Annotated in this window: 21 protein-coding genes; 5 read left to right on the top strand and 16 right to left on the bottom strand. The window is 60.7% G+C overall.

Annotation, left to right across the window (positions count from 1 at the left end; all coding sequences use genetic code 11):
* Nucleotides 1–170: 170 nt before the first annotated feature.
* From fabG to WFJ47_RS04445, 9 genes are all read right to left on the bottom strand, one after another.
* A complete protein-coding gene (gene fabG, locus WFJ47_RS04485) occupies nt 171–911 on the bottom strand; it encodes a 3-oxoacyl-[acyl-carrier-protein] reductase (RefSeq protein WP_336761134.1) in 741 nt (246 codons plus the stop codon).
* A gap of 19 nt (nt 912–930) precedes the next feature.
* Complete coding sequence (fabD, locus tag WFJ47_RS04480) at nt 931–1,902, bottom strand: ACP S-malonyltransferase (RefSeq protein ID WP_336761132.1); 972 nt, start codon at nt 1,900–1,902, stop codon at nt 931–933.
* Nucleotides 1,903–1,976: 74 nt separating this feature from the next.
* A complete protein-coding gene (locus WFJ47_RS04475; protein WP_336761131.1) occupies nt 1,977–2,753 on the bottom strand; it encodes a hypothetical protein in 777 nt (258 codons plus the stop codon).
* A 156-nt stretch (nt 2,754–2,909) separates the two neighbouring features.
* Nucleotides 2,910–3,788, bottom strand: a complete 879-nt coding sequence (locus tag WFJ47_RS04470; protein ID WP_336761129.1) for a class I SAM-dependent methyltransferase — start codon at nt 3,786–3,788, stop codon at nt 2,910–2,912.
* Between the two features lie 273 nt (nt 3,789–4,061).
* Nucleotides 4,062–4,781: a glycine betaine ABC transporter substrate-binding protein gene (locus WFJ47_RS04465; RefSeq protein ID WP_336761127.1), complete on the bottom strand. Its 720-nt coding sequence runs from the start codon at nt 4,779–4,781 to the stop codon at nt 4,062–4,064.
* 98 nt (nt 4,782–4,879) lie between these two features.
* Nucleotides 4,880–6,748 (bottom strand): HWE histidine kinase domain-containing protein, encoded by a 1,869-nt coding sequence (locus WFJ47_RS04460; protein WP_336761125.1) that lies wholly within the window; start codon nt 6,746–6,748, stop codon nt 4,880–4,882.
* Nucleotides 6,749–6,977: 229 nt separating this feature from the next.
* Entirely contained in the window at nt 6,978–9,098 is a 2,121-nt protein-coding gene (locus WFJ47_RS04455; protein WP_408868611.1) for a M13 family metallopeptidase, read from the bottom strand.
* A gap of 88 nt (nt 9,099–9,186) precedes the next feature.
* Nucleotides 9,187–9,822, bottom strand: coding sequence for a Dabb family protein (locus WFJ47_RS04450; protein WP_336761123.1), 636 nt, complete (start codon nt 9,820–9,822; stop codon nt 9,187–9,189).
* A gap of 95 nt (nt 9,823–9,917) precedes the next feature.
* Nucleotides 9,918–10,742: a ferritin-like domain-containing protein gene (locus WFJ47_RS04445; protein ID WP_336761121.1), complete on the bottom strand. Its 825-nt coding sequence runs from the start codon at nt 10,740–10,742 to the stop codon at nt 9,918–9,920.
* Between the two features lie 127 nt (nt 10,743–10,869).
* On the opposite strand from WFJ47_RS04445, the gene bioB reads away from it, so the two are divergent.
* Nucleotides 10,870–11,892 carry a biotin synthase BioB gene (gene bioB / locus WFJ47_RS04440; protein WP_370264844.1) on the top strand — a complete coding sequence of 341 codons (1,023 nt, stop codon included), beginning with the start codon at nt 10,870–10,872 and terminating at the stop codon, nt 11,890–11,892.
* A gap of 357 nt (nt 11,893–12,249) precedes the next feature.
* On the opposite strand, the gene WFJ47_RS04435 is transcribed toward bioB, so the two are convergent.
* Nucleotides 12,250–14,433 (bottom strand): TonB-dependent receptor, encoded by a 2,184-nt coding sequence (locus tag WFJ47_RS04435; RefSeq protein ID WP_408868616.1) that lies wholly within the window; start codon nt 14,431–14,433, stop codon nt 12,250–12,252.
* Nucleotides 14,434–14,968: 535 nt separating this feature from the next.
* On the opposite strand from WFJ47_RS04435, the gene WFJ47_RS04430 reads away from it, so the two are divergent.
* Nucleotides 14,969–16,456: a PepSY-associated TM helix domain-containing protein gene (locus WFJ47_RS04430; protein WP_336761116.1), complete on the top strand. Its 1,488-nt coding sequence runs from the start codon at nt 14,969–14,971 to the stop codon at nt 16,454–16,456.
* Nucleotides 16,457–16,521: 65 nt separating this feature from the next.
* Nucleotides 16,522–16,740 carry a hypothetical protein gene (locus WFJ47_RS04425; RefSeq protein WP_336761114.1) on the top strand — a complete coding sequence of 73 codons (219 nt, stop codon included), beginning with the start codon at nt 16,522–16,524 and terminating at the stop codon, nt 16,738–16,740.
* A gap of 67 nt (nt 16,741–16,807) precedes the next feature.
* Here the strand turns inward: WFJ47_RS04425 and WFJ47_RS04420 are convergent, their stop codons facing one another.
* From WFJ47_RS04420 to WFJ47_RS04400, 5 genes are read right to left on the bottom strand one after another with little or no spacing between them, the layout of a single operon-like run.
* Nucleotides 16,808–17,599, bottom strand: a complete 792-nt coding sequence (locus WFJ47_RS04420) for a hypothetical protein (protein WP_336761113.1) — start codon at nt 17,597–17,599, stop codon at nt 16,808–16,810.
* On the bottom strand, nt 17,596–18,561 hold the full coding sequence (locus tag WFJ47_RS04415) for an MlaD family protein (RefSeq protein WP_127100705.1): 966 nt from the start codon (nt 18,559–18,561) through the stop codon (nt 17,596–17,598). The genes WFJ47_RS04420 and WFJ47_RS04415 overlap by 4 nt, the downstream gene beginning before the upstream one ends.
* On the bottom strand, nt 18,561–19,262 hold the full coding sequence (locus tag WFJ47_RS04410) for an ABC transporter ATP-binding protein (protein ID WP_336761111.1): 702 nt from the start codon (nt 19,260–19,262) through the stop codon (nt 18,561–18,563). The genes WFJ47_RS04415 and WFJ47_RS04410 overlap by 1 nt, the downstream gene beginning before the upstream one ends.
* Nucleotides 19,259–20,065, bottom strand: a complete 807-nt coding sequence (locus WFJ47_RS04405; RefSeq protein WP_233581907.1) for an ABC transporter permease — start codon at nt 20,063–20,065, stop codon at nt 19,259–19,261. The genes WFJ47_RS04410 and WFJ47_RS04405 overlap by 4 nt, the downstream gene beginning before the upstream one ends.
* Complete coding sequence (locus WFJ47_RS04400) at nt 20,062–22,368, bottom strand: cache domain-containing protein (RefSeq protein ID WP_336761108.1); 2,307 nt, start codon at nt 22,366–22,368, stop codon at nt 20,062–20,064. Before WFJ47_RS04400 ends, WFJ47_RS04405 begins: the two co-directional genes overlap by 4 nt.
* Before the next feature lie 156 nt (nt 22,369–22,524).
* On the opposite strand from WFJ47_RS04400, the gene WFJ47_RS04395 reads away from it, so the two are divergent.
* Together WFJ47_RS04395 and hisI are read left to right on the top strand one after the other, a co-directional pair.
* A complete protein-coding gene (locus tag WFJ47_RS04395) occupies nt 22,525–23,325 on the top strand; it encodes a folate-binding protein (protein ID WP_336761106.1) in 801 nt (266 codons plus the stop codon).
* Nucleotides 23,322–23,744 (top strand): phosphoribosyl-AMP cyclohydrolase, encoded by a 423-nt coding sequence (gene hisI, locus WFJ47_RS04390; protein WP_336761104.1) that lies wholly within the window; start codon nt 23,322–23,324, stop codon nt 23,742–23,744. The genes WFJ47_RS04395 and hisI overlap by 4 nt, the downstream gene beginning before the upstream one ends.
* Before the next feature lie 46 nt (nt 23,745–23,790).
* Here the strand turns inward: hisI and lpxB are convergent, their stop codons facing one another.
* Nucleotides 23,791–25,002 carry a lipid-A-disaccharide synthase gene (lpxB, locus tag WFJ47_RS04385; protein ID WP_336761103.1) on the bottom strand — a complete coding sequence of 404 codons (1,212 nt, stop codon included), beginning with the start codon at nt 25,000–25,002 and terminating at the stop codon, nt 23,791–23,793.
* Between the last annotated feature and the right edge of the window lie 4 nt (nt 25,003–25,006).

Below are 25,006 nucleotides of genomic sequence, written 5' to 3'. Positions count from 1 at the left end.
TCGGTCCCCGTCTTTACTCCAGAGGCGGCGCTCACGGCCAGTGCTCTGAATCGCGGACCGAAGATCGGGCCCCGGCGGGCCATGTTGCCCACGCTTCGGACGAAGCAGCGGGCGCTTAGCATGGTTTACCCTCACACGCCAAGCTTTGCGTGCGCGAGGAACCGATGCCCTTATGGCATGGCCATGCCACCATTGACGTTCATGGTCATGCCCGTCACCCAGCCAGCCTCTTCAGACGCCAGATAGACCACGGCGGCGGCAATATCCTCGGGCTTGCCCATGCGTCCGAGCGGAATGGACCCAAGCAGCTTGTCACGCTGAGCCTCTGGCAGAACGGCCGTCATCGCCGTCTCGACAAAGCCCGGCGCGATCACATTGACCGTGACCCCACGCGAGCCGGTCTCCTGCGCGAGCGACTTGGTCATGCCGATCATGCCAGCCTTGGCTGCAGAATAATTTGCCTGACCACCATTGCCGGTCACGCCCACGATGGAAGCGATATTGATGATGCGACCGGCGCGACGGCGCAGCATCCCCTTGAGCGCCGCACGGCACAGACGGAACGGGGATTCGAGATCCACGGTCATGACCTGCGACCAGTCATCATCCTTCATACGGATGATCAGGCCGTCTCGCGTGAGACCCGCATTATTGACCAGGATATCCAACGGCTTACCCAGAAGCGCCTCCGCCTTGCCCACCAAAGCGTCGGCCTCTTCTCCCTTGGAGAGATTGGCGGCGCAGACATGCACCCGCTCGCCAAGAGTGGCTGCCACTTCGGCTAGAGCCGCCTCACGCGTTCCCGACAGGACCAGCTCGGCGCCCTGCGCGTGCAGCGCGCGGGCGATGGCCGCGCCCAGACCACCGGAAGCTCCGGTTACAAGGGCGGTTTTTCCTTCAAGACTGAACATTGTTCTCTTCTCCACGCTTTCAGAGGTCACGCAGCAGCGCCTCGATTTCCTCAGGGGTCCCCGCATTGCGCGCGGTCATATCTGGGGCGATACGCCTCACCAGACCCGTCAGCACCTTGCCGGCGCCGAGTTCAACCTGCGAGGTCACGCCCATGGCCGCCATGGCCAGCACACTCTCGCGCCAGCGTACCGAGCCCGTCACCTGCTGAACCAGCAATTCCGGAATACGCGTGGCATCGGTATTCTTGCCCGCCGTCACGTTCGTGATGACCGGAATGAGCGGTGTTGCGATCTCGGCGCGTTCCAGCGCCTCGGCCATGCGCTCTGCTGCAGAACCCATGAGAGAGGAATGGAACGGGGCGGAAACAGGCAGCATCACGGCGCGCTTCACACCCTTCGCCTTGGCCAGCGCGATCGCGCGCTCGACCGCAGACAAGCGACCCGAAACCACGATCTGACCACCACCATTATCATTGGCGAGCTCGATCGTTTCATGGCGATCCGCCTCACCCTCGATGCTCAGTCGGGCCGCCTCGGCGCAGATCTCGTGAGCGAGTTCGGCCTCGACGCCCAGAAGAGCTGCCATACCCCCTTCACCCGCTGGCACGGCCTCCTGCATGGCGAGGCCACGCAAACGCAGCAATCTGGCAGTCTGGGCAATCCCGAGGGCTCCGGCAGCTGCAAGGGCCGAGTACTCACCAAGTGAATGCCCGGCCACCACCGTTGCCTTGTCCGACAAGCTGAAACCACCCTCGCTCTCGAGGACACGCACAGTCGCCAAGGACACCGCCATGAGAGCCGGCTGCGTGTTTTCGGTGCGTGTCAGCTCTGACGCCTCACCGGCAAAGATCAGCTTCGACAGATGCTCGCCCAGCGCATCATCGACTTCCTGAAAGACTTCACGCGCTGCCGGAAAAGCCTCGTAGAGGCCCTGCCCCATTCCGATGGACTGGCTCCCCTGCCCCGGAAACACGAATGCATGCACTGACATCGGCTCTTTTTCATCCCAAGATTGAGCAATTCTGCATCGCGTGATGGCGGAGGCGGGCCGTCCCTGTCAAATCGTTACGCACGCTTGAGCGTGCCATGCAGCGCGAAAGGCAGGGTGAGCACGAGGTGCATAAATGGGCGATCGGACTGAAATACCGCATCACGAGCATAATCCTGCGGCCTGAAGACGAAGCGATAGGGCACAGCCCCCTGGTTATCGACCAGCAGGCGGGCAACGCCGTGCTCGACCACCTCGAACCGGCTATTCGGCGCCAGATCGACACTCAGCTTGTGTGTATCGGGCAGAAGCAGAGCGAGCAGAAATCCACCTTCATCTTCGATGCACCGATCAAGTTGCCCGAGCCAGTGACGGGCCTGAGCCTGAGTGAAGCTCTGCCCCTCCTTCGAGAGATGGTCCTTGCGGGTGGGGTCCTCGAGGGAATGGTCCCCTGTCCTATGCTCCCTCGCGCCAAGACCCTGCGGGTCGATGGTGAAGAAGAACCCGATACTGAGCGCCTCTCCAGGACGCAGCCGTGCATAGAGCGGAGGATCCTTCTGCCAGAGCGTTTCATCATGCGGGACGACGACCTCGTTTTCCACACCGTTCAGGAGCAGTTGGACATGGGTGTCGCTTTGAAGCTGCAGGACCGAACCACGTGCTGAACGATCTCCGGGCTGAAGATGCGCGTCCATATGCAACGTCAACCCGGCACGGTCCGAGGATGGAAATGAGTCAAAACGTCTGAATACTCGCTCGAGCCGCCTATACCCGTGCTCGATAGGCACAAGCGCCTGACCGGATACCTCGATGGTCTCCTCCCTGTCCGACCCGGAGCCTAGCGATCGAGGCATGCTCATGCCCTGCGCTGAGACAATGCCCTGCGGAGTTTCCGTCCGATGGGACACGATCTGGGCAAGCGCCCGGTCGGGCCATATCGCAACAGAGGCTGAGAAAAGGGCAAAAAGAGAGGACGCAATTCTTCTCGACAGGGCCAAGCCAGGCTCTCCTCAGGACTTCTTCTGCAGGACGATGAAGACCTGCGGGACACGTAAGGGATCATCGAGGAATTCGATGATCCTGAACAGCTCTCCCCATTTCTGACTGATATAGGCGCGCGGGATAATCGCCTCACCGTAATGGGCACCAGGATTGGGCCGCCGGGATGGTGTCGCATGCAGGAACCGCCCCGCGTCATACCGGGCATTGGCCAGGGGCTCGTCGGTGAAACTATCGGCGCAGGCTTCGTGCCAGCCATGCTCGAGCCGGATGCCAGAAGCCCGCCTGAGGCGTTGCTCTGCGCAGAAGGCAAGAAAACGTCGGCTTTGCGTGGTGATGATGGCAAGCCCGCCAGGTTTCAGAAGGCGATGGAATTCATTGATCCAGAGACCGGCAAGAAACTCATCCAGATGCGAGAACACCGAGAACGATACGACAAGGTCGAGGGATTGATCTTTCATGATCATCGGGGGCGCGAGACCGCAGGAAAGAAAGGCCAGAGCCGGATTACAGCGTCGTGCCTCCATGAGGAAACGCGATGTGACATCGACCCCGAACAGATTCTCCGGGCGTACGTCCTTCATGAATAGACGAAGGATACGCCCCCAGCCGCAACCGAAATCGAGCATGCGCGTATCAGCGGCGAGAGGCTGAGCCGCATAACGACAATAGGCCTTGACCTCACGAAAGAACATGAAGGCTTCGTGAAGCGAAACCTCGCCCGAATGGCCATGGATCTCACTTTGAAGGGTCTCACTGGGGAAACCCGGCATGAGCACCTGCTCGATCTCCGGGAGGCGCAGCGAGGCCACGAGGATCTGCAACCATTGCTCGTCACTGCATTGTCGGAATTTTTCAAAAAGATCGGCGGCATCCGGATGAGAAGCCATGAGGCGCTTTCGACTGAATCGGAAAGCCGCCACCATAGACAAAACAACAGATCATTAAAATATCAGTAAATAGAATCGTTCTACCAGCAGAGTTATAAAACAGTACATGTTTCTAGACTAGAAACATGGCCTGAAATAGAGCAGGACCCTGCCCACTGGTGGATGTGTCCCCGTCTAACACTTCAACGTGACGCGCGTGCGCCGGAGCAGGAGCACGCCTTTTCCCCAACACAATGGGCTGAGCCTTCGTGCCCCGTCATTATCGCGGAGCGCTCAGCGGGCGACCAGACGCCCGCGTTGCCAGGCTTCGGCGGCTTCTTCCGGATCCATGCCATCGATCTGAATCGCATGATCGAGCGCGCTCATGACCTTGTTGCCAAGGGTCATCTCGGACAATTCGTCGAGCATGTCCTGGTCCGCACAGGCTGCGACGGCCTCTCGCACCAGCAGGTTTGCTTCCATCTCTTCTCCCAGACGGGCATCGCGTACCGGCTGGAAGCGGTCATCATGAAACAGCGCGTGGGGCTGGGCCAGAAAGACGAGAAAATTTTCCCCTGCCCCACGAGCGTTCTGCACGGTCGCATAGAGCGACTCATCGGCACAAAGCGTGACCGCTGTTTCGGAAAGCGCTTCCGTCTGCGCGAGAAGTCCGCGCATCTGCGCTTCGTCCGAGCGCGTGGTGATCACCCGGGTAATCTGCCCTGCGGTCAGCCCCTCGATTGTCTCAAGCCCACCATAACCGGCCCAACAGTAATAGGGGCGATAGAGCGTACCCAGAACCCGCATCCCGTGTTGCAGCAGCCCTGCATCGCGTGGCAGCCAGGCCGAAACCAGAAGGTCTATCGCGCCTTCTTCCAGCAGACCCGGCAGTTCCGATTGATCAGCATCGACGAAATCGACCTCGACCTCATGGGCGTCGAGAACCCGCGCAACGGCGCTCGCGCAGCCGGCATTCAGGGCGTCGCGCAAATGGCCCAGTGAGATCGTTGTCATCGAACATCCTTCAACAAACAGAATTCAGGCGGAATGCCTGTGTTCGATCACTTCAGCCGTGGAATGGCAAGAGGATACTCAGGACCTGACGCGTTTGTTCAATTTTCCTGGGCCTGATGGAGCGGCACGGTAAACATGGCCTCGCACCCCGAGGGCGGATAGCGCAGAATGGCCGAGCCCTGATGTCCGAACCCGACATGAAGCAGACGCGACCCAAATCCTTTTGCGCTGGGGGCCACGACAGGAGGCCCCCCTTCCTCCCTCCAGTGCAACGAGAGAAGAGGCCGCTCCCGCTCGCTCGTGATCGACCAATCGAAGGTGACTTTGCCGCCCTCCGCGCTCAACGCCCCGTACTTTGCCGCATTGGTGCCGAGTTCATGCAGCATCAATCCCAGAGTTGTCGCGGTGTTGGGCCCGAGCGATACCCTCTCTCCCGCAAGGTTGAAGCGATCGATCGGGGCGATACGCGAGAGCACCTCACAGGCCAGGGTCTCGAGGTCGCCACTTTGCCAGGCCTGACGCATAAGCAATTCATGGGCCGAACCCAACGCCACGAGACGTTTTTCAAAAGCCTTGACCGCCTCCCGGTTCTCGACCCCGCGCAGGCTCTGATTGGCGAGAGCCTGAACCAGAGCGAGCGTATTCTTGAGGCGATGCGCCAGTTCCTGATGCATTGTCTGCTGATGCGCACGCGCATCGAGAGAGGCGACCGCCGCCTGAACGCGATCGGTGACTGCACGCAAAAAGGCGAGTTCCTGATCGGTCCAGTCTCGTGGCGAGAAGCACTGCACAAAGAGGCAATGTGTCATGCGTCCCTGGCTCAAAACAGGCATGAGGAGCTGCGCCCTGACCCGGTCTGTCGGGTCCTGCCCCGGCATGACACAGGGAATCCAGACATTCTCCCGCGCGTCGCGAACCGCGAGAAGGAGGCCCTGCTCCAGCACGTCAAGTGCGGTAGCAAAAGCGTCGCGTGAATAGAGTCCCTCGGCGCTGGGGATCGAGAACCCATGCCAGTCCTGAGCAATCCTGAAACGCGTCTCGTCACCCGGTTCGATGGCGGCCCATCCCGCGCGATCAGCGCCGAGCGCATCACCCAGCGCGCTTGCAGCTGCATGATAGGCTTCGGGGGCGGTATCGACCTTGCGCAAGGCATCGCCGAGCATCACCATGGCCGCCAGCCGGTTGGTCGCCACACGGTCCCGCGTGATATCTTCGAGCGTGCCGATGAGGCGCCACGGCTTGCCGCGCTCATCGGCCTCGACCTCCGCCCTGCGTCTGACCCAGCTTCTGGTCTGATCGGACAGGCTCTCTACGGCAAAATCCGTCTCGGTCAGCAGGATTTCATCACTCGTGCCATCTGCAAAGTGCAGGAGATCCGCATCGGGGACAGGCATGCAGCGCTGAAACACATCCATCGGGCATTGCGTTCCCGTCGGCACCCCTGTCAGACGTAACAGCTCGGCCGAAAGAGTGATGAGATTGCTGCCCAGCCTGATCTCGAACGTGCCGATACCCGGCAAATCCTCGATCGAAGGAAGGATCGGCGTACCGGGAAGGCGACGACGCCCCGCCCCGCCCCGCACTGGACTGCGCCCAGAACCGCCTGCCGAAACGGACTCTTCCCCCCGCTCGGCATGGCGCGCGAGAGCCAGACCGATCTGGCGGATAATCGCCTCCAGCCCTGCGCGGAAAGAAATGGCATCAGGATCGAGAAACGTTCTGCTCAGGAAACAGAGCGTCGCCACTCCCTCGCCTTCCGGCAAGGGAACCGGGTGGCGTATCTGGAAGGTATAGTTCCAGGGGGGCTGCGCCAGTTCGGCGAGAGGCTGGATCACCTCCTGGATGAAATTCCTGTCCGGCGCAGATTCGGGTACGACCAGCGTTTCGGGCAGAGGCCCGAAAGTGACGGCCAGAGCCTGCCTTCCACGCTCAGGCAAAGCCAGATAGGCCCCTGGAGCACGAGCCATTGCCGCTGCCGCCGTGAGGAGATCATGCAAATCCTGCTGGCGCCTCATGAAGGCCCAGCCACGGGAAAGATGAACGGATCGGTCGTCTCTTCTGTCGGAGACTGTTCCCTTGCCGTTCCAGTGACTCGCATCAGGTCGTTACCACCTTTCCGGTCCTGTGCCGGACGGGGCGACACCCCGACCGGCAGACAGGCCATAGCGTGAACCTACACCGTGTTTCACGGGTATTTCACCATATTTTAACGCGATCCTTTGGTGCGAGATAGAGCGCATCGCCCTGCTTCACGCCAAAAGCATCGTACCAGGCATCGATATTATGCATGGGGATATTGACCCGAGCCTCAGGTGCGGAATGCGGGTCGGTCACGGCGCGATTGCGGATCGAATCCTCGCGCAGCTTCTGACGCCAGACCTGAGCCCAACCGAGGAACACGCGCTGATCACCCGAGAGACCATGGACGACCGGCGCAGGCTGGCCATGCAGAGAGGCATGATAAGCATCGAGCGCAAGTGTCAGGCCACCCAGATCAGCAATATTCTCGCCCATGGTCAGCTTGCCGTTCAGGTGAACGCCCGGCAGGACCTGGAACGCGTCGTATTGCTTGCCGAAGCGGTCTGCCAGAGCCGAGAAGCGCTTCACGTCGTCCGGCGTCCACCACTGATGCAGACGTCCGTGCTCGTCATACTGACGCCCCTCATCATCGAAGGAATGGGTCATTTCGTGACCGATCACTCCACCGATAGCGCCGTAATTGACCGCGGCATCTCCCTTCGGGTCGAAGAAAGGCGGCTGCAGGATCGCTGCCGGGAAAACGATCTCGACCTGGTTGGGGTCGTTATACGCGTTGACCGTCTGCGGCGTCATGAACCACTCGTTGCGATCCACCTTCTTGTCCAGATGGCCCAGATTGTACTGCCACTCGAAGGCGATCGACCGCGCACCGTTGCCATAGATATCACCCGGCTTGATGGTCAGCCCTGCATAGTCGCGCCACTTATTGGGGTAGCCAACCTGGATCTCGAAGTTCTGCAGTTTGCGTCCGGCTGCCTCGCGGGTGGCAGGCGCCATCCAGCTATTATGCGCCAGACGGTTGGCGAAAGCCGCCTTCACATCCTGGGTCAGTTCCGTGATGCGCGCCTTGGCTTCGGGGGGGAAATACTGATCAACATAGATCTTGCCAATCGCCCAGCCCATCGCGGCTTCGCTGTGGCTGACAGCGAGCTTCCAGCGCACCGGAAGCTGCGGCGAGCCCTCGAGTTCGCGATCATTGAAATCGAACGAGGCCTGAACGAAATTGTGGCTCAGATAGCCGGCAGCGTTATCCGAGAGATGGAAGGCGAGCCAAGCCTGAAGCGTGGCGTATTCGGCACTGGACAGGATCTTGGCCATGCCGGCAAGAGCCGTTGGCTCGCCCACAATAAGCCTGCGCGACTCAAGCCCGCTCGCAGGAATCCCGGCCGCCTCGAGGAAGTCGTGCCAGTTCACACCCGGCGCCTTCTTGGCGAGATCCGCAACAGTCATCGGATTATAGATCTTGACCGGATTGCGCAGCTCGGTGCGCGACCACTCGGCCTTCGCCAGATCGGTTTCCAGCGCCAGGATATGCGCGGCTTCCTGTTCGGGCTGCGGCCAGGAGATCAGCGTGAGCATCTTGGCGATATAAGCCTGATAGGCCTTACGCTTGGCGGCGAATTCGGGCTTCAGATAGTAGTCCCGATCAGGCAGGCCCAGCGACCCCTGGTGCAAGGACAGGGCGTATTGCGTCGGATCCTTGTCGTCAGCATTGATCATGATCCCGAACGGCGCGTACTGGAAACCACGCGTCGCCTGCCCGAAGAGCCGCGCCAGGGAAGGCGCATCCTTGACCGCGCGAATAGCCTCCAGATCTGCCTTGAGCGGGGTCGCGCCCAACTGTTCCGCCTTGGCCTCGTCAAGGAAGCTGGCATAGAACGCGCCCAGCTTTTCTTCCGTCGTCTTGGGCTCGGCAACCGGGTTCTTCCCCGCCTCGCTCAGAATTTTCTGGACGCGCTCACGCGCAGTCTCGGCCAGGATGATGAACGGCCCGAAAGATGAGCGATCCGGGGGGATCACGATGTTCTTGAGATAGGTGCCATTGGCGTAGAGGAAGAAGTTATTGCCCGGCTTGATGGCCTTATCCATCCCGGCCATGTCGAAACCCCAGGTCGGATCATAGGGTTTGACGGGGGTTGGCGCAGCCTGAGGCGCCGAAGAGGTCGTCTTTGCGGGGCTCTTGGCCGTATCCTGTGCCAGGGCCGCGTGCCCCGTCAGGGCCAGAAGACTGACAGCACCGAGCCAGATCGACGATTTCGTTTGCAGTTTTCCGGTCACAGATCAGCCTTTTCCACTCTGGTGAACATTCCGCCCTCTCGGTCGAGACGCGAGAAGATACGTTATGCAACGTTATGACAGATTAATCTCAACGGCGAGTCTGTGAATGCCTGGCTTTTTCGCCATGCCCCGAGGGCGCGCGGCTTGCCGTGGCCAGGACATTGAAGTCGAATACAATCACCTTCTCGATCGACGGTGCCGCGAAGCTCTTGAAGGCCTCATGCGCGGGATCGAACCAGGCCGGGTCCATGATGACCGGCTTGCCCACGTAGAAGTTGCGATCGCCTTCCGAGGCGAAGGTCACGATAAAAGCCTGTTGCAATCCGGCATCAGCGCCCTCCCCACTGTTTTGCACGCCCATCTCGATGGATCTCACGGGGTGCGATCCATCGGGACGGCGGGAATCTTCGGCTAGACGCAGGAAGCGCATGGTGATCTCGGCGCGCATCGCGGCGGTCGTACCGGATTTGTAGCGGAACATCACGACATGGCGCAGCAGGCCAGGACGCCAGCCTGGCGCGGTGAACTGGGCCAGCCCGACCTGCGCGGCAAGTTGCCGCGCCGCGATCGTCCCGTCATCGGCGACAGGCGGCAGGATCACGGGCCCGGATGAGGCGATAGGGAGGGAATAGGGATCCGCCAGGGCTGGCCTCGGGGCCAGACCCAGCGCAAACGCTGAAACAAGGGTCACCCCAAGGGTGAGACGCGAAAGATGTGTCAGCACAGCCAAAGCTCTCCACGGTGAATACTTCCCGCCATATTAGACCGGAAACGTGCCGTATAAGGGCTTAATTCGCCGTAGGACAAAAACCGCTTTCGTTATGAGGCCATGACGGAACGCCGATAGCGCTTGGCCTTGAACTGGATCAGCGCATACATGGCACGTGCGACGAGGTTCTGAACACGTGAATGCGGCGTGAAGCCGATCGTTTTGAAGATCATGCTCGTCACCCGGTTTATATGCTTGGGCTGATAACAGCCCATGGCCCGCGCCATGTACGCAGCAATGCATTTCTTGTGATCATAAGGCGTGTTGTTCGACATGTTCGTCGTGTAATACGCCGTCGCGAGTTCGTCGTCCTCGCTCTCGGTCACGCGGCCGAGCGCAATCTTCGTACGCTGCCACACGCTCAGCTTTTCACGCTTCAGGTAACGATGCATGTGATCGTAGAAAAGCTTGAAATGACGGTACTCGTCAGCCGCAATCTGTTTGCAGATGGCCTTGAGCACAGGCTCGTCCGTGGCATCGGCCAGAGCCGTATAGAAGGACGAGGTCCCGGTCTCGACCATGCAACGGGCAATCAACTCACCCGTACGTGAGCCACGTATCGATGCGTCGACATCCTGCTCGATGTGATAGGTCGCGCGATAACGCTTGAAGGCGGTCATGTAATCCCAGCTCGGATCCGCCAGCATCGCCCATTTACCGAGCGCGTCGCCATGCTGCACTTCCTCGACGGCCCAATTATCGGCAGCCTGACGGAAATCGGGATCGCCCACAAAGACATTGCCGAGATAAACCGCGTAATCGAGCCCGTTCCGCTCGACCACAGCCGCAGCCTTGATGACCGGAATCAGGTCCGGGTCCACGCGGGATGCATCGAAAGCATCCCAATCCATCTGATCGATGCGCCAATGTTTCATGACGCCTAGATGACATGTCCGCGCCAATTTGGGTAGAGTTCTCGCGCAGGCGCGTGACAAGCGCCCCCTTGCTGTGGCATCGCTGCGCGAGCTTTTCGTTTTCAAATGTTTTGGAGCCATGCCCCGCATGTCCCTCGATACCCTGACACGTGACCCGGTCGTCCCTCGTGAACTTCGCGCTGCGGCAAGCTGGAAACCTGAACTCAGGCATGACTGGACACGCGACGAAGTAGCCGCGCTGATCGACCTGCCTTTCCCGGAGCTGATCTTCCGCGCCCAGATGGCCCATCGCGCCTATTTTGACCCGACCCGGGTGCAGATCTCGACGCTCCTCTCCATCAAGACGGGCGGCTGCCCGGAAGACTGCGCCTATTGCCCCCAGAGCGCCCTTCACGAGAAAAGCGTGAAGGCGGAACGTCTGATGGCCCTTGAAAAGGTCCTGACCGAAGCCCGCGCCGCCAAGGCAGCCGGTGCCGGACGCTTCTGCATGGGCGCAGCCTGGCGCTCCCCCAAGGAACGTGATCTCGACACGGTCTGCGCTATGATCGAGGGCGTGAAGGCGCTCGGGCTCGAAACCTGCGTCACGCTGGGTATGCTCGATGGCGAGCAGTCGCGCCGCCTCAAAGACGCCGGGCTCGACTACTACAACCACAACCTCGACACCTCGCCCGAGTATTACGACAAGATCATCACCACCCGAACCTATCAGGACCGCCTCGACACGCTTTCCAATGTGCGTGACGCCGGGATCAATGTCTGCTGCGGCGGCATCGTGGGCATGGGGGAAGATGAGAGCGACCGCGCCGGGCTGATCGCTACCCTCGCCTCCCTGCCCCAGCATCCCGAGAGCGTGCCGATCAACCTGCTCGTGCGCGTCGAGGGCACACCTCTCGCCGAGGCCGAAGCCGTCGATCCCATCACATTCGCCCGTGTCGTGGCCGCTGCCCGCATCACCATGCCGGCCAGCCATGTGCGCCTCGCCGCAGGCCGTGAATTGATGAGCGACGAAGCCCATGCCCTGGTGTTCCTGGCGGGTGCGAACTCGATCTTCTGCGGTGACAAGCTGCTGACCACGCCCAACCCGGCCGAGCATCGTGACCGTAAGCTTCTTGCCAGCCTCGGCATGAAGCCAATGACCGAGGGGCACTGACACCGCGTCCTCGCTGATTAAAGGGAAAGGCCAGTTCCTGAGAAGGGGCTGGCCTTTTTTTATGGGCGGAGTTTCCGGGACGCTGCCGCAAGCTTTGGCGCGAACAAAGGGCCTTTTGATTCCGGGGTCGACCCGAAGCAGAGAGGTCCAGGCATTTTGCAAGTGGTGAGGGGCACGATCGTCTTCTGCGCCCATCGCCGCATACCGGCTGGGCCTCCTCATCTGCCCAAGGCGCCTGAGCACTCCAGCTTCCCGTAATGACGCATAAAAAAAGCCAGCCCGAAGGCTGGCTCGGAAGCATTCTTCCGCTGACCGTGCAGGACGATCAAGGGCGCGCCCATGCGCGCCCTGCGTCAATCAGAAATCGGCTGTGACCGAGAACTTGAAGGTACGCGGCAGGCCTTGCAGCAGATAGCCGCCAAAAGCACTCTCCCAGTAACGGCTATTGGCGAGGTTATCCACGCCCAGACGGGTCGTGATGGCCTTGTGTTCTACGACAAAGCTGTAGCGCGCGCCGACGTCGAAGCGCGTCCAGTTCGGTACACGCAGCGTGTTAAGATTATTGGCATATTGATGGCCGGTCTGGATCACACGCCCGGTGACAGTCGCCCCACGAATGAACGGCAGATCATATTCGAGATTGCCGTTGATCGTGTAACCCGGCACGCCGATCGCACGGTTGCCGTCGTAGAGGCCACCCGAAGTGCGACGCTGATCGGCATCGATGATTGACGTACCCCCGTTGAAGCGCAGCCCCTTGACGATCTCGCCATTGACGGTGAACTCGATGCCACGGTTACGCTGTAGACCATCGACAGAGAAGATGCTCGTCCCCGTACCGGGAATGGCCACGGTATAGGAGTTGGGCTGATCGATCTGGAAGATCGAGACCGAGGTCGAGAAGCGGCCGATGTCATATTTGGCCCCAAGCTCGTACTGGACCGTCTGATAGGGCGGGAAGATCTGGCCGAGATTGACGACCTGCCCACTCGCCTGCGGTCCAGGCGCAAGCCCCTCGATGCGGTTGAAGTAGATGGACGTCTGTCGGGTGGGATGCACCACCAGCCCGACCACCGGCGTGAACGCGCCCTGATCGTAGCCCGTGGGCGTTCCCTTGCCGTAATTATAGGCCACTGTCTTGATGGACTGGTAGCGGAAGCCCGCTGTCAGCGCCACGCGATCATGAAAGGCCGAGACCGTATCCGAGAAGAACAGGCTCCACAGACGTGTCGTATTGTTCTTTTGGGGATTATCGATATTACCGCCAATGTAGGTTTCGGGTTGAGACGCATTATACAGCGTCGGGTGATAGAGATTCGTCTGCTGTCGTGTCAGAGCAAGCGCGTAGGCCGAGGCATTTTCTTCCCAGAGCCCTGACCCGCCCGCATTGATTTCATGCTTGATGCCGCCCGTGTGGAAATGCGAGCGCAGACCCGCCTGAGTGCTTTCATTGGTCTGCATATAGGGCACATACATCGCGCCGTTATAGCCTGCACCGGTCTGGCTGTTCGTCACATAGGTGCTGCCGTAATTGCCTTTCTCATTGCCACCAAGGCCACCGAACTGCGCATAGGCGGTCAGATACTTGCCAAAGTCATGTTCGACCTTGAGCTTACCATAGATGTAATTGAGCTCTGTATAGGTCCAGGGCTGGCCATAATTCGCCCCCGCGCCCGGCACCTTGGGAACGCTGGTGACACCGCTCAGGAAGACGCCGCCGCGACCGCCATTCACGCCCTGGTTCTCGTAAGCCATGTCCACAGTGACCCGGGTGCGCTCCGAGCGATCATGCCAGTCGAACCCGCCACCCACGGCCACCTGATGGCGCTTTTCACGATCGATCGCCGAGACGCCGCTGCGCCCGGCCACATTGATGCGCACGCCAAACTGCTTGTCCTGCCCGAAGCGCCGACCGACATCGACCGCACCGCCCCCCATTGAGGAGCTGGTATAGTCTCCGGTAATGCGCGTCAGCGGCGTATCGCCTGCATGCTTGAATTCGAGATTGATATTACCACCCTGGGCCGTACCGCCCGGGGCTGCGCCGTTGAGAAACGCGCTGGCGCCATTCAGCACCTGGACCTGGTCGTAGAGCTGCGGCGAGACGAGTTGTCGCGGCGTGATGCCATAGAGTCCGTCAATCGCCACATCATCGCCATAAACCGGGAACCCGCGGATGATGAACTGCTCGGAGAAATTGCCGTAGCCATAGGTCGTGCGAACCGTCGGGTCGTTCATCAGCACTTCGCCCAGGGTCTGGGACTGCTGGTTCAGGATCAGGGCCGAGGTATAGCTGCGGACATTGAAGGGCACATCGAGACCCTTCTTGTTCCCCAACGCTCCCAGATTGCCGCCTGACTTCACTTCCATACGGTTTTGACGCTGCGCCTTCACCTCGATCTGCTCGTCACTGGTCAGCGTCTTTGCTCGCGCCGACTTCGACGCGTTGCCCGCTTGCCCGGTCTGTTTCGTCTCGGTTTGCGCTTGCCCCTGACCAGCATCCTGTGCCCAGCTTTCACGTGGCAGCGCCACGGAGAGCATAAGCAAAGAGGAAAGGGTCAATCGGGTAAGGAGATAGCCGTTCGAGGACTGGCCCGGACGGGAGGGACGGAGCACGGAAAGGCGGACGAAAGGCTTGCAGTTCAAGAGCGCGGTCTCATTGACAATAGGTAAATGACGGGGCCAAATAGACGCGAATAAGAAACGCTCGCAACTAAACTCTGCATCCCCTTTCACAAGAATGTCAGGATAGTCAGGCCCTGTTGCACAGGAACCACATGCGAAAGAGTCTCAAAATCAAGAATGACCGTATTCTGATACGGTCCTGGGCAGCCCGTTTAATCGGAGGGCTGGGAGTCATTTATCTGATAGCACTGGTCACGCTCTGGGTCTTCCGCCGACTTGGAGGCGACAGCCTGCTTATTGTGGGCTTCCTCTGCGCGTTCGTGCTCATGCCCGCCCTATTGCTCGCGTTATTCTCGTTTCCATCCCTGCGGAAGAATCATCCTCTGCACGTCCTCGCCTTGGGCTGCCTGGGCTGCGGCCTTCCGGCGCTTGCCTATGGATGGACCTGCTGATGCGTGACACGCTTCGCACCCGGATGGGGTGGCTTCATGAATGGGTCGGCTTTCTGGGTGGGCTCATTCTGGTGGTTACGTTCACGGGCGGATCGCTCGCGCTGTTCGACACGGAACTGACGCGCTGGATGCAGCCAGAACTCTCGCGTTATCATCCCGAACCTATGAGCGATGCGGCGCTCAACCAGGTAGGGTATATCGCGGCGGAACTGCGTGAGAAGGGCGAGAACGCCTTCATCACACTGCCGACGCCCCGCGACCCGATTATCCGTATCCAGCATTTCAACGGCCATGCTTTCATTGGTACTGCTTATAGCCCGGTCGATGGATATCCTTTCCAGACACGGCAAACGGGTGGTGGGCAGCTTTTCTTCGACCTGCACCATTCGCTTTATTACGGTCCGTTCTGGGGCAATATGCTTACGGAGATCGCGGCTGTCGGCCTTCTGATCGCAGTAGGCTCGGGCATCGTCATCCATTTTCGATCGCTCTTCAGCGATCTGCTGCTTTTCCGTCCTTTCGCGTCCCGAACGCGCGCCTGGATGGACGCGCATATCCTCGCGGGGGTTCTCTTCCTCCCGTTCATGGTCATGATGGCCTATACGGGGGCTGTCATTCATGCCCCCCGGCTTTTTCCGATGTTCGGTTCCGCTCATCATGGGAGACCCGGCGGGCATGAACACCCCCATGCACCCCACGGACAGTCCGGCGCCGCACCGGCCTGGACCGAACGCACGCCACTCTCGGCGCCGCTCGCTCCCATGTTTCATCAAGCGGAGACCCAGTTCGGCGCAGGATCGATCGGCCTCGTACTGTTTGACAAGGGCAAGGTGTCCATGACCAAGGCGGATTCCGCCTCCTTCGCCCTGTCACGCGATCACGCCGAGTTCTCTGATCGGGATGGTTCGCTCCTCAAGGTCGTGACAGTACCGGACACCCTGCATCGCATCAGCGGGGTGCTGCGAGGCCTTCACTTCATCCGTTGGGCACCGCTGCCCCTGCGCTGGCTCTATTTCCTGTCCGGTATCGTCGGAAGCGTCATGATGTCGGGCGGGCTTGTGCTCTTCCTGATGAAGCACCGTTCGAAAAAGGCGAAGACCTTCTTGTTCCGATTGGCGGAAACCCTGGCCATGGCGGTCACAACCGGCCTGCCTCTCGCCTGTCTCGCCTATTTCTGGGCCAACAGACTGTTCTGGTCTGACTTGCCGGGGCGCGAGGTTTTCGAGATACGGGCCTTCTTCTGCGTCTGGGCTGCAGCCCTCCTGCACGGTGCGATACGCAGTTTCGGCAGGACACCTCATCGAGGCTGGAACGAACAATGCGTGGTCTTTGCGGCATTTGCGATCGCACTCTTTCCACTCGATCTCCTGACGCGCAGCGTGACGGGATTACTGAGCGGGTTCGATGTCTATAAGGCGGTAGATCTCACAGCGATGACAACTGGTCTCATGGCGTTCCTGATCCATCGCAGGCTGGTGGCCCTATGATCATTCTCGCCTCTCTCCTCCTCTGGGGCCTGGCTCTCGCCGCACATGCCCTTCGGCAACCCAAGATGCTCCGTACCACAGGGCTTCCGATCTTACCGGGGCTCCCCCTGCATCTGTGCCGTCTTTCGTTTCCACCTATCGCGCTCTGGCTGTGCTGGAAGCTTGGTGCCATTCAGGGCCTCCTGACCTGGCTCGGCACAGGCTCGGTGGCTGGAGTACTGGCCTGTCTCGCTCTGACAGGCTTCTCCGTTCATCTCGCGCGTCAGGAGAAAAGAGCCAGCTGAAAGCGCCCCTCCCCCGGGGCGATGAGCCAGGGATAGCGAACGCCTCTCCCGACACGTGGCGGCAAGTTCAGCCCGGGGGCGACGCCTGCTCCCGGCTCTGCGCGGCGCGCTGGGCATAAGCGGCGGCTCGCCCCCCAGCCCCGGCGCCCCGTGCAGCCTGAGCAGCGCAATCGAGCGCGCGAGCCATACCGCGATAATCCAGACGGTCGCGCCGCAATCCGGCAGCCTTGAGCGCCTCGCTCTCTGCCTGGTTGAAAGCCCCCTGGCGCAGGGCGAGTCTCGATACGAGCTCGGCACGATCTGCCTGCTCGAGCAGAGGCGCCTTTTTGGAAGGGAGCGGCAGAGCATTGAGGGCAGAGGCCAGCGTGGTGCCATCGCCGACGCCGTCTGCGGCAAGCCCCGTAAGAAACGCCAGGCGCTCCAGCAATGCTGGATCGTTCGTCCGGACCCGACGGCCCTGCTCAAGTGCCTCGCGATACTGGCCGAGGCGGCAATACGCCGCCATTGCCACGAGGTCCAGCGCCGGGCTGGAAGGATCGGTGCGCAGGGAGAGATCGTGCCGTACCCGAGCCACGGTCGCCAGCGCCTTGCTGGAATCCCCCATGGTCAGTTCGGCTATCGCGAGATTATATCCGGCGTCACGCAGATCATCGGCATCATCGCGCAACAAAGCCCTGTCATAGGCTGTCTCGAACTGGGCCTTCGCCTGCTCGGCATGAGTCATGTCGAAGCTGTCGCGTCCAACATCCATCGCATTGGCATAGCCTTGATCAGTGCGTATTCCATCAGGATCAGCGCTCCCCCCACATGCGCTGAGCGCCAGCAGCGCTGTGGAGAGAATGAGAAAATGCCGGCTCATGGCTTGATATCTCCGGCGCGCAGTCGGCGCGGTGGCGCCTTGCTTCCGCCGCCCCCCAGGATCCAGAGACCGCGCAGCTGATCGGTCAGACGCTTGAGGCTGTTTGTGGTCGCCTGAGCCTGTGTCAGTAATGCTGGAAGCTGGGCGCTCGCCTCGTCAAGATGCGTCATCGTATCCTTGAGCTTGGGCGTTGCCTTGCGCACATCCCCGCTGCTCTGGCGCAGATTTTCCATGGTCCCTTGCGTCTGCTTCAGCACACCGGAAATCTGCCCCTCGATCGGCTTCAGTCTCTCGATCGAATCCTGCAGCGTTTTCAACACGGCATCCGCCTGATTGAGCAGCTTGTCATCCATAACGATCCCGCCGATCGACCCCTTGCCCGAGCGTATGGCGGTGGTCACGGCAGCCAGATCGGCCATGATTTTGTCGGCGTTGTGCAGGGCCGGCATCATTCCGGCGCGAATATCGCCAATGGTTTTGGTGATCATATCCGCCGGATTAGGTTCCACCGTCGCCTCGAGCTCGGCGAACTCCCAATCCATGGCTGGCCCCTTGCTGCGCTCGAGCTCGATATAGCTCGCCCCGGCAACGACAAAACGGTGCCGGATGATCGCGCGACTATCCTTGCGAATGTAAGGCTCGAATTGAGGATCGATATCGGCAATCGCATACATATTGCCGTGCGGGTTGATCTTGACCGAGCGGATCGACCCGATGCGGATGCCCATCAGCTCGATATCATTCCCCACGGCGAGCCCGGCAATCCCGCTCTCAGGCAGGTTGAAGTGCAGCTTTCCTGATGGCGTAAGCCAATCACGCAGGATACCCGCCTCGACGATAGCGAAAATGAACAGGCCAAAAGTCGCGACCACGAGAATTCCCACCCACTCATCGGCGTAGCGAATACGCATGAGAGGACGCGAGCGGCCATCGGTTTCGGTATTCGTGCGTATGCGAAACATCACACCCCCTGTTTCATTGGCATCAGACCCTCGTCGAGCAATCTGTATCGATGCGTTCCAGCGGCATTATAGCCGTGCCAAAGATCCGGCTCGCGTGAGAACCAGATCACCCCGCATCCGCGCTCGCGCGCCGCGGTAAGCTCCGCAAGGAAGGCGGTCATCATATCGGCGGTCTCAAAATCAACGGGATCTTCCAGAATGAGCAGCTTGGGTTCCCCCAGAAAGGCTCTCACACAGGCCGCCCGCGCCCTATCGGCATTATTCAGCCGTCCCGGGGTCAGGGTGGGCAGGCCGGGCAGGCCGAAGCGACGCGACAGGGTGATCGCCTGCGCCACGAGATCTTCGGTGGTGGTACGGGTATGGTGCAATTGCTGCACAAGGATGTTGAGATCGGTACCAAACAGGTCGATCCAGGCTCCCTGCTGCATCACACGGCCAATGCGCCCACGCAGCGCCCAGGCCCGGTTTTCGGCAAGATGCTCCCAATCGAGCCCCATACACAGAGCCTGCCCCGAAACGAGCGGGATCAACCCACTGCATAGATCGGCAAAACGTGTCGCGCGCACGGGGTCACGACAAGCGATGAGAAGACAGTCTCCAGGCATCAGCCTCAGGCTGTATGGCACCGATGTCAGCCCGCTCTCCTCGAATACAGGGCAGGCTTCGCGCAGTTCGAGCGCCGCGTGGAGATCGTCGCTCATGCCACAAGTACCCCAAGAATGACGTTGACGACCATGATCACCAGGATCCCGCGTGCAAAGCCACGCGGCAACAACGTGGCGATGGTATCGGAACGCGTGGCGTCCAGCCCGGTGAGCTGGGTCGTCAGGCTCAGCAGAAAGCCGCTGATGATCAGTTTGAGCGGAATGCCGAGGTAATCGATGGGCTTCATGGCCCCCACGATGTCGTAGAGAAATGTCCAGAGCGGCATGGTGATGATCGAATGCAGGCGACAGACACCGTAACCGACCGAAAGCGAAGTGAGGCTGAAGACAACGCCAAGCGTGAAGGAACTCAGCATCATTGCCAGAGCACGCGGCATGACCAGCGTCAGGAAAGGATCGATGCCGAGCCCCTGCAGGGCCCTCAACTCGCCGCCAATGGTCAGCTGCCCCAGCTGGGTCAGACCGAGCATACCGCTGCGCCCGAGCAGAATGACGCCCACCAAGACCGGCGCGATTTCACGTACCAGAACTGTCGCAAGCAGGGAGTCCGTCGTATCGGCCATCCCCGCGATACCCAGCCAGTAGATTGCCTGAGCCACGATGCCGAACCCGGTCAGACCGGCTGTAAAGAGCGTGCTGAACAACCCGCCCCCGGCCGCCTGCCGCAAGGTGCTCTTGAATTCGTACACCACCGTGCGTCGCCATGAACTGGGACGACAGGCTTCCCGCGCCACCCCCCAGCTCGCTCCGACCAGCATGAGGGTAAACCGCAGCTGACGACGGGTCAGCCCTCCCAGTGCGCGCAGCCACCGACGATAACGAGGCAGAGTCTCACTCACCGCTTGGCCGCCAGAACATAGGTGTTCGTGATCCCGACGGCAGGAAGATAGAACATGCCACGAGGCCGGAAGAGATAGTAATCCCGCAACAGCGCATGTGCGGTTTCGGAAACCTGAATGGTTCCTGAGTCGGGCGCGCTGATCGCCAGGAGTTCCGATGTCTGAACCGCCTCGCCCCAGACATTGAAGATCCCGGGATCATCCCCCAGAATGGCACCGAAAGCAGGCCCGACATCGAGCCCGATACGGAAGCTTGGTGTCAGCTCTGCATCGGCCAGCGTGATCAGCGCGATTTCGCGCAGGGCCAGCACGGCATTTGCGACACGCCGTGCGGAGTCAGGGTCCGGAGTTTGGGTGCATCCCCCGATCAGGACGAGGCGATTACCGAGGATCTGGGCCGAAAAGAGCGATTCGTGCCGCATGACCTCCTGAAATTTCCGGACGAGCGATTGCACCACCGGCAGGAGATCCACATTGGTATCGGACGTCGTATCCATGAACAGGATGGTCGCCACGGCAACCTGGCTATACTGCCCAGCCACCAGATCGGGCGTACCTTCCGCACGGGGGGAAGCGAGAAAACCTTCACCCAGACGCGTTGTCGCCGCGCTATGGTCACTCGTGCCGGCCTGATCCGGCTGCTCGACGCGTGTTTCGTCGGCGCGCATCGCGGCAAAGCGCACGGCGGCGATCTCTGCCACAATGGCAATGACATGCGAGACAGCATGGGGACGGATGGCGTCTTCCAGCACCAGCATGCCAATCACCGAGCCGCGCGCCAGAATCGGCTGGATATAGACCGATCGTGAGTTGATCTGGGTCATCACCATCCGCTGAAAGGTCCTCAGTCCTTCCTGCGTCGCCGCGCTATCGCTTTCGATCACATCGCCCGACATCAGCAGGCCAAAGAAAGCCGAGAGATCGCTATGAGAGAGCTCCATGCCCGCACTATGGGCATCGCTCGACTGGTCATACGAATCTTCGCAGAGCAGGCGCTGATCGTCTCCCACCGATCGCCAGAGACTGACGCGGCGGGCCTTGGCAAGTTCGGAAAGACGCTGGGTGAGAAGAGGGGCGTCATGATTAGGGTCGAGCAGGTCGGGTGTGCCAGCCATGGCATTGAGCGCCAGGCTCTCGGCACGGACCTGGGCGCGCTCAAAGCCGATCTGGCGTTGCAGCCGCTCGGTCCTGCGGTTCTGACGTACCAGAAACCCTGCGAGCAGGGCGGCCAGCACCACGATGACCATGGAAAACAGAAAGCCCTGCCGCCCCGCCGCTGCGGCGAAGGCCGCGAAATCATCCTCGGGTGCGTTCAGCATCAGGATCCATCCGGGACGGATCTTGTGAAGCGACGCCATGATCGTGACGTATTGCTTGTCGCGCGCCTTGATCAGGTGAACGCCCGCCCCGTAGATATGATAAAGTGCGAGCGCACGCGTGAACACAGGTTGCTTCTGGGGGTCGAGCAGCATGCTGTCGAACTTCCAGTTCGCCTTGCGCGCCACATCCAGCAGATGGCTTCCGGCCACCATGCGCCCGTCCTTGTCCACCACGACGGCGGTCCCGCTCTTGCCGATCTTGATGGCGGCCAGGAAATCCGTCAGGCGGTTCAGGGAGATATTGATGGCGAATACGGCCTGATGGCCGTCTGTCGTGTGCAGCACGCTGGCCGCGGTCACGATCAGTTCCTCGGTCGCAACGGTCGGATAGGGATCGGACCAGTTCAGGTCCGGGTGCTCGAACGCCCCCTTATACCAGGGCCGGGTTCTCGGATCGTAATTCTTGCCCGGCGTGTCGACCGTGCGCACCAGCCTGCCCGACTTGTCATAATACCAGTGACGAAAGACGTTCTTGTCCCGGATCAGATGAACCCATTCCATGCCATCGGAAATATCGGCAGGCGCCCGATCGATGAACCAGAATGACCCCTGATCATCGGCAAGGTAGAAGCTCTCGACCTGCCGGACGTTGCGCAGCATGGATGCGCCATAAGCAAGAAAGACCTGAGGGGGCGCATCGGTGACAGGGTCAGTCAGCAGATCACGGGCGACGATGGCCGTCGCCGGGGCCGGAGCGAGATAATCCGAGACTTCCTGCGTGATATTCTTCTGTTCCTCGCGCAGCAGGTCCTGGGAGAGCGCAATAACCCCGCCACGCGTCTTGTGATAGGAATGGAGCGTGACAGCAACGATCACGACGATCACCAGAATCACGCCCAATATCGGCGCGACAAGCTCGATAAGCCGCCGCTTCCTCAGCTCGGCTTCGGGATCAGCCGGGTCAATGATCTCAGAAACAGGCAACAATCACCCTCCCAGGATATCCCCTCCTGCTGGGGATGACTTGCTTTTGCGTCTCAACGCACGACATTTGCATGGGTCGCGTTCACATTTTCTCTCTTGTTTCAGGCTCCTGCAACCCGCATCTCCTTCCAATACTGCCCGAATTGGAGAATGAAGATGGCAAGAGCATGGCTCACGGATCGCACGGTGCTTTCCGTCACCGGACAGGACCGCATCGGCTTCCTCCAGGGGCTCGTTTCCAATGATGTTGCGGCGGCCACTGACACGGCGCTCATCTGGTGCGGCTATCTGACGCCGCAGGGTCGGTACCTGTCGGATTTCTTCATCTGGCATGAGCCCGACAGGCTTTTGCTGGATGTGCCTGCAGACCATGCCGCGATGCTGAGGACGAAGCTCCTGCGCTTTCGTCTTCGGGCCGATGTTCAGATCGAGGTCACCGATCTTTGCGTCGAAGCGCTCTGGGGCGATAACGCCGAGGACCGGGGAATGAGAGCCGATCCGCGCCTCGCGAGCGCAGGCGCACGACGCATCGCTCAGTCTTTGCGACGCGAAGATACTGCCGCAGTTTCTGCCTATCATGCCCACAGGCTTTCGCTCGGCCTGCCTGACGCTGTCGATTGCGAGAGCGAGAAAACGCTTCTGATCGAGGCAAATTTCGACTGGCTGAACGGTATCTCCTTCAGCAAGGGCTGCTATATGGGACAGGAACTCACCGCCCGGACCCATTATCGCGGTCTGGTCAAGAAGCGTCTCGTTCCGGTACAGGGCGACGGCCCCCTCCCGCCCCCCGGCACCGCACTCATGCTAGACGGTCGGGAAGTAGGCCAGATGCGCAGCGCCATCGGACAGCGCGGCCTGGCCCTTCTGCGCCGTGAGGCCTGGACAGTGACGCTCCACCATGAGGGAACAACCCTCACACCGCTTATCCCTGACTGGTTCAAAGACGAGACATCATGAGCTATCTCCCCCCCGACACAGCCACTCTCGCAGCGCTTCTGGAGACAGTGCGCTTCAACGAGGACGGACTGATTACCGCCCTCGCCCAGTCTGCCGAAGCGCCCCATGATGTTCTGATGCTTGCCTGGATGAACCGGGAGGCTTTGGCGGAAACGCTCGCGACAGGTCAGGTCTGCTACTATTCCCGCAGCCGCAACGCGCTATGGCGCAAGGGAGAGACCTCCGGCCAGAGACAGACGCTCGTCTCAGCGCGTCTGGACTGTGATCGCGACGCCGTGCTGCTTCTCGTCCAGCAGACGGGTGTCGCCTGTCACACGGGCCGACGTAGCTGCTTCTATCACGAAGTGGTGCCAGAAGGCCTGCGCGACACGGCCGCGCCAGAAATCTCGCCCGAGCAGCTCTACGGTGGGGCACACTGAGCCCATCACCTGCAACGCCATCCTTCGCGGCGCTGCGTCTTCTGCTTCAGACCCCAGCCTCAGTAGGACGCGAAGCGCTTCTCTCATTGAGAATCCGCAGCACGGCTTCGGCCGCCGCATCTGACGGTGTCCCGTTATGGGCAAGGGATTCCGGCGGCCGAAGCTGCGCCATCACCTCATCGAACGCCGCCCTTTGTGAGGTACCCAGAGACGGATCCGTCAACAAGGCATAGGACGCATCGGCAAGCTCCCGGGGCGTGCAGCGCTCCTGAAGCAGCTCTGGAACGACCTCACGCCCTGCCAGCAGATTGACCATGGCGACATATTTCACCTTGATCATGCGACGCGCCATGAAGGCCGTAAGCGGATTGACGCGATATGCCACCGCCATGGGCACATGCGCCAGGGCAAGCTCGAGCGTCGAGGTTCCCGATTTGGTCAGCGCTGCACCAGCGGCAGCGAAGGCGTCATGCTTGTCATGAAGTTCAGTCACGATGATCGGCTTGACCGGCCAGCGCGCGACGGCGGCCCTGACTGTCTGGGCCACCAGCGGAGACAGAGGCAGAACCGGTACGATACCGGGCAGCTTCTCCTGCAGCAGAGCAAGCATCTTGCCATAGACCGGCAACAGGCGCGGCACCTCGGACCGGCGACTGCCCGGCATCAGGATCAGGATCGGGGCGTCATCCTCGATACCGTGCCTCAGGCGAAAACGCCTGGCATCGCCCTGATCTGCGCCAGATTGCAGGACAGGATGTCCGACGAAATCCACGGCCACACCTCGCTCACCGAACCAGTCCACCTCAAACGGGAGAAGACAGAGCAAACGGTCCCATAGCTCGGGGAAGCTATGGACGCGCTTCTCGTGCCAGGCCCAGACCTGCGGCCCGACATAATGGATCTTGGGCACAGTGACGTGACGCAGGCGCTTGAGAAAGCGCAGGGCAAAGCCTGGGGAATCGATGGTGACGATCATGTCCGGCTGACGCAGCACAACGTCATTGACCGCCTCGTTCAGGCGCTGGGAGAGTTGCCGGATGCGCGGCAGTACTTCGACCAGTCCCATTACAGCGAGATCACGCATCGGGAAAAGGCTGGCAAGCCCCAAGGCTTCCATGCGCGGGCCGCCAATGCCGACGAAGATCAGATGCGGATCACGCGCATGAAGCGCCTGCATCAGATGCGCCCCCAACACATCACCGCTGGCCTCACCTGCCAGAAGCCAGATGACACGAGGGGTAATGGCTGAATGGGGCATGGGG

The organism is Asaia sp. VD9, assembly GCF_037150015.1.
Lineage (GTDB): Bacteria > Pseudomonadota > Alphaproteobacteria > Acetobacterales > Acetobacteraceae > Asaia.
This window is presented reverse-complemented; position numbering and strand designations above follow the sequence as displayed.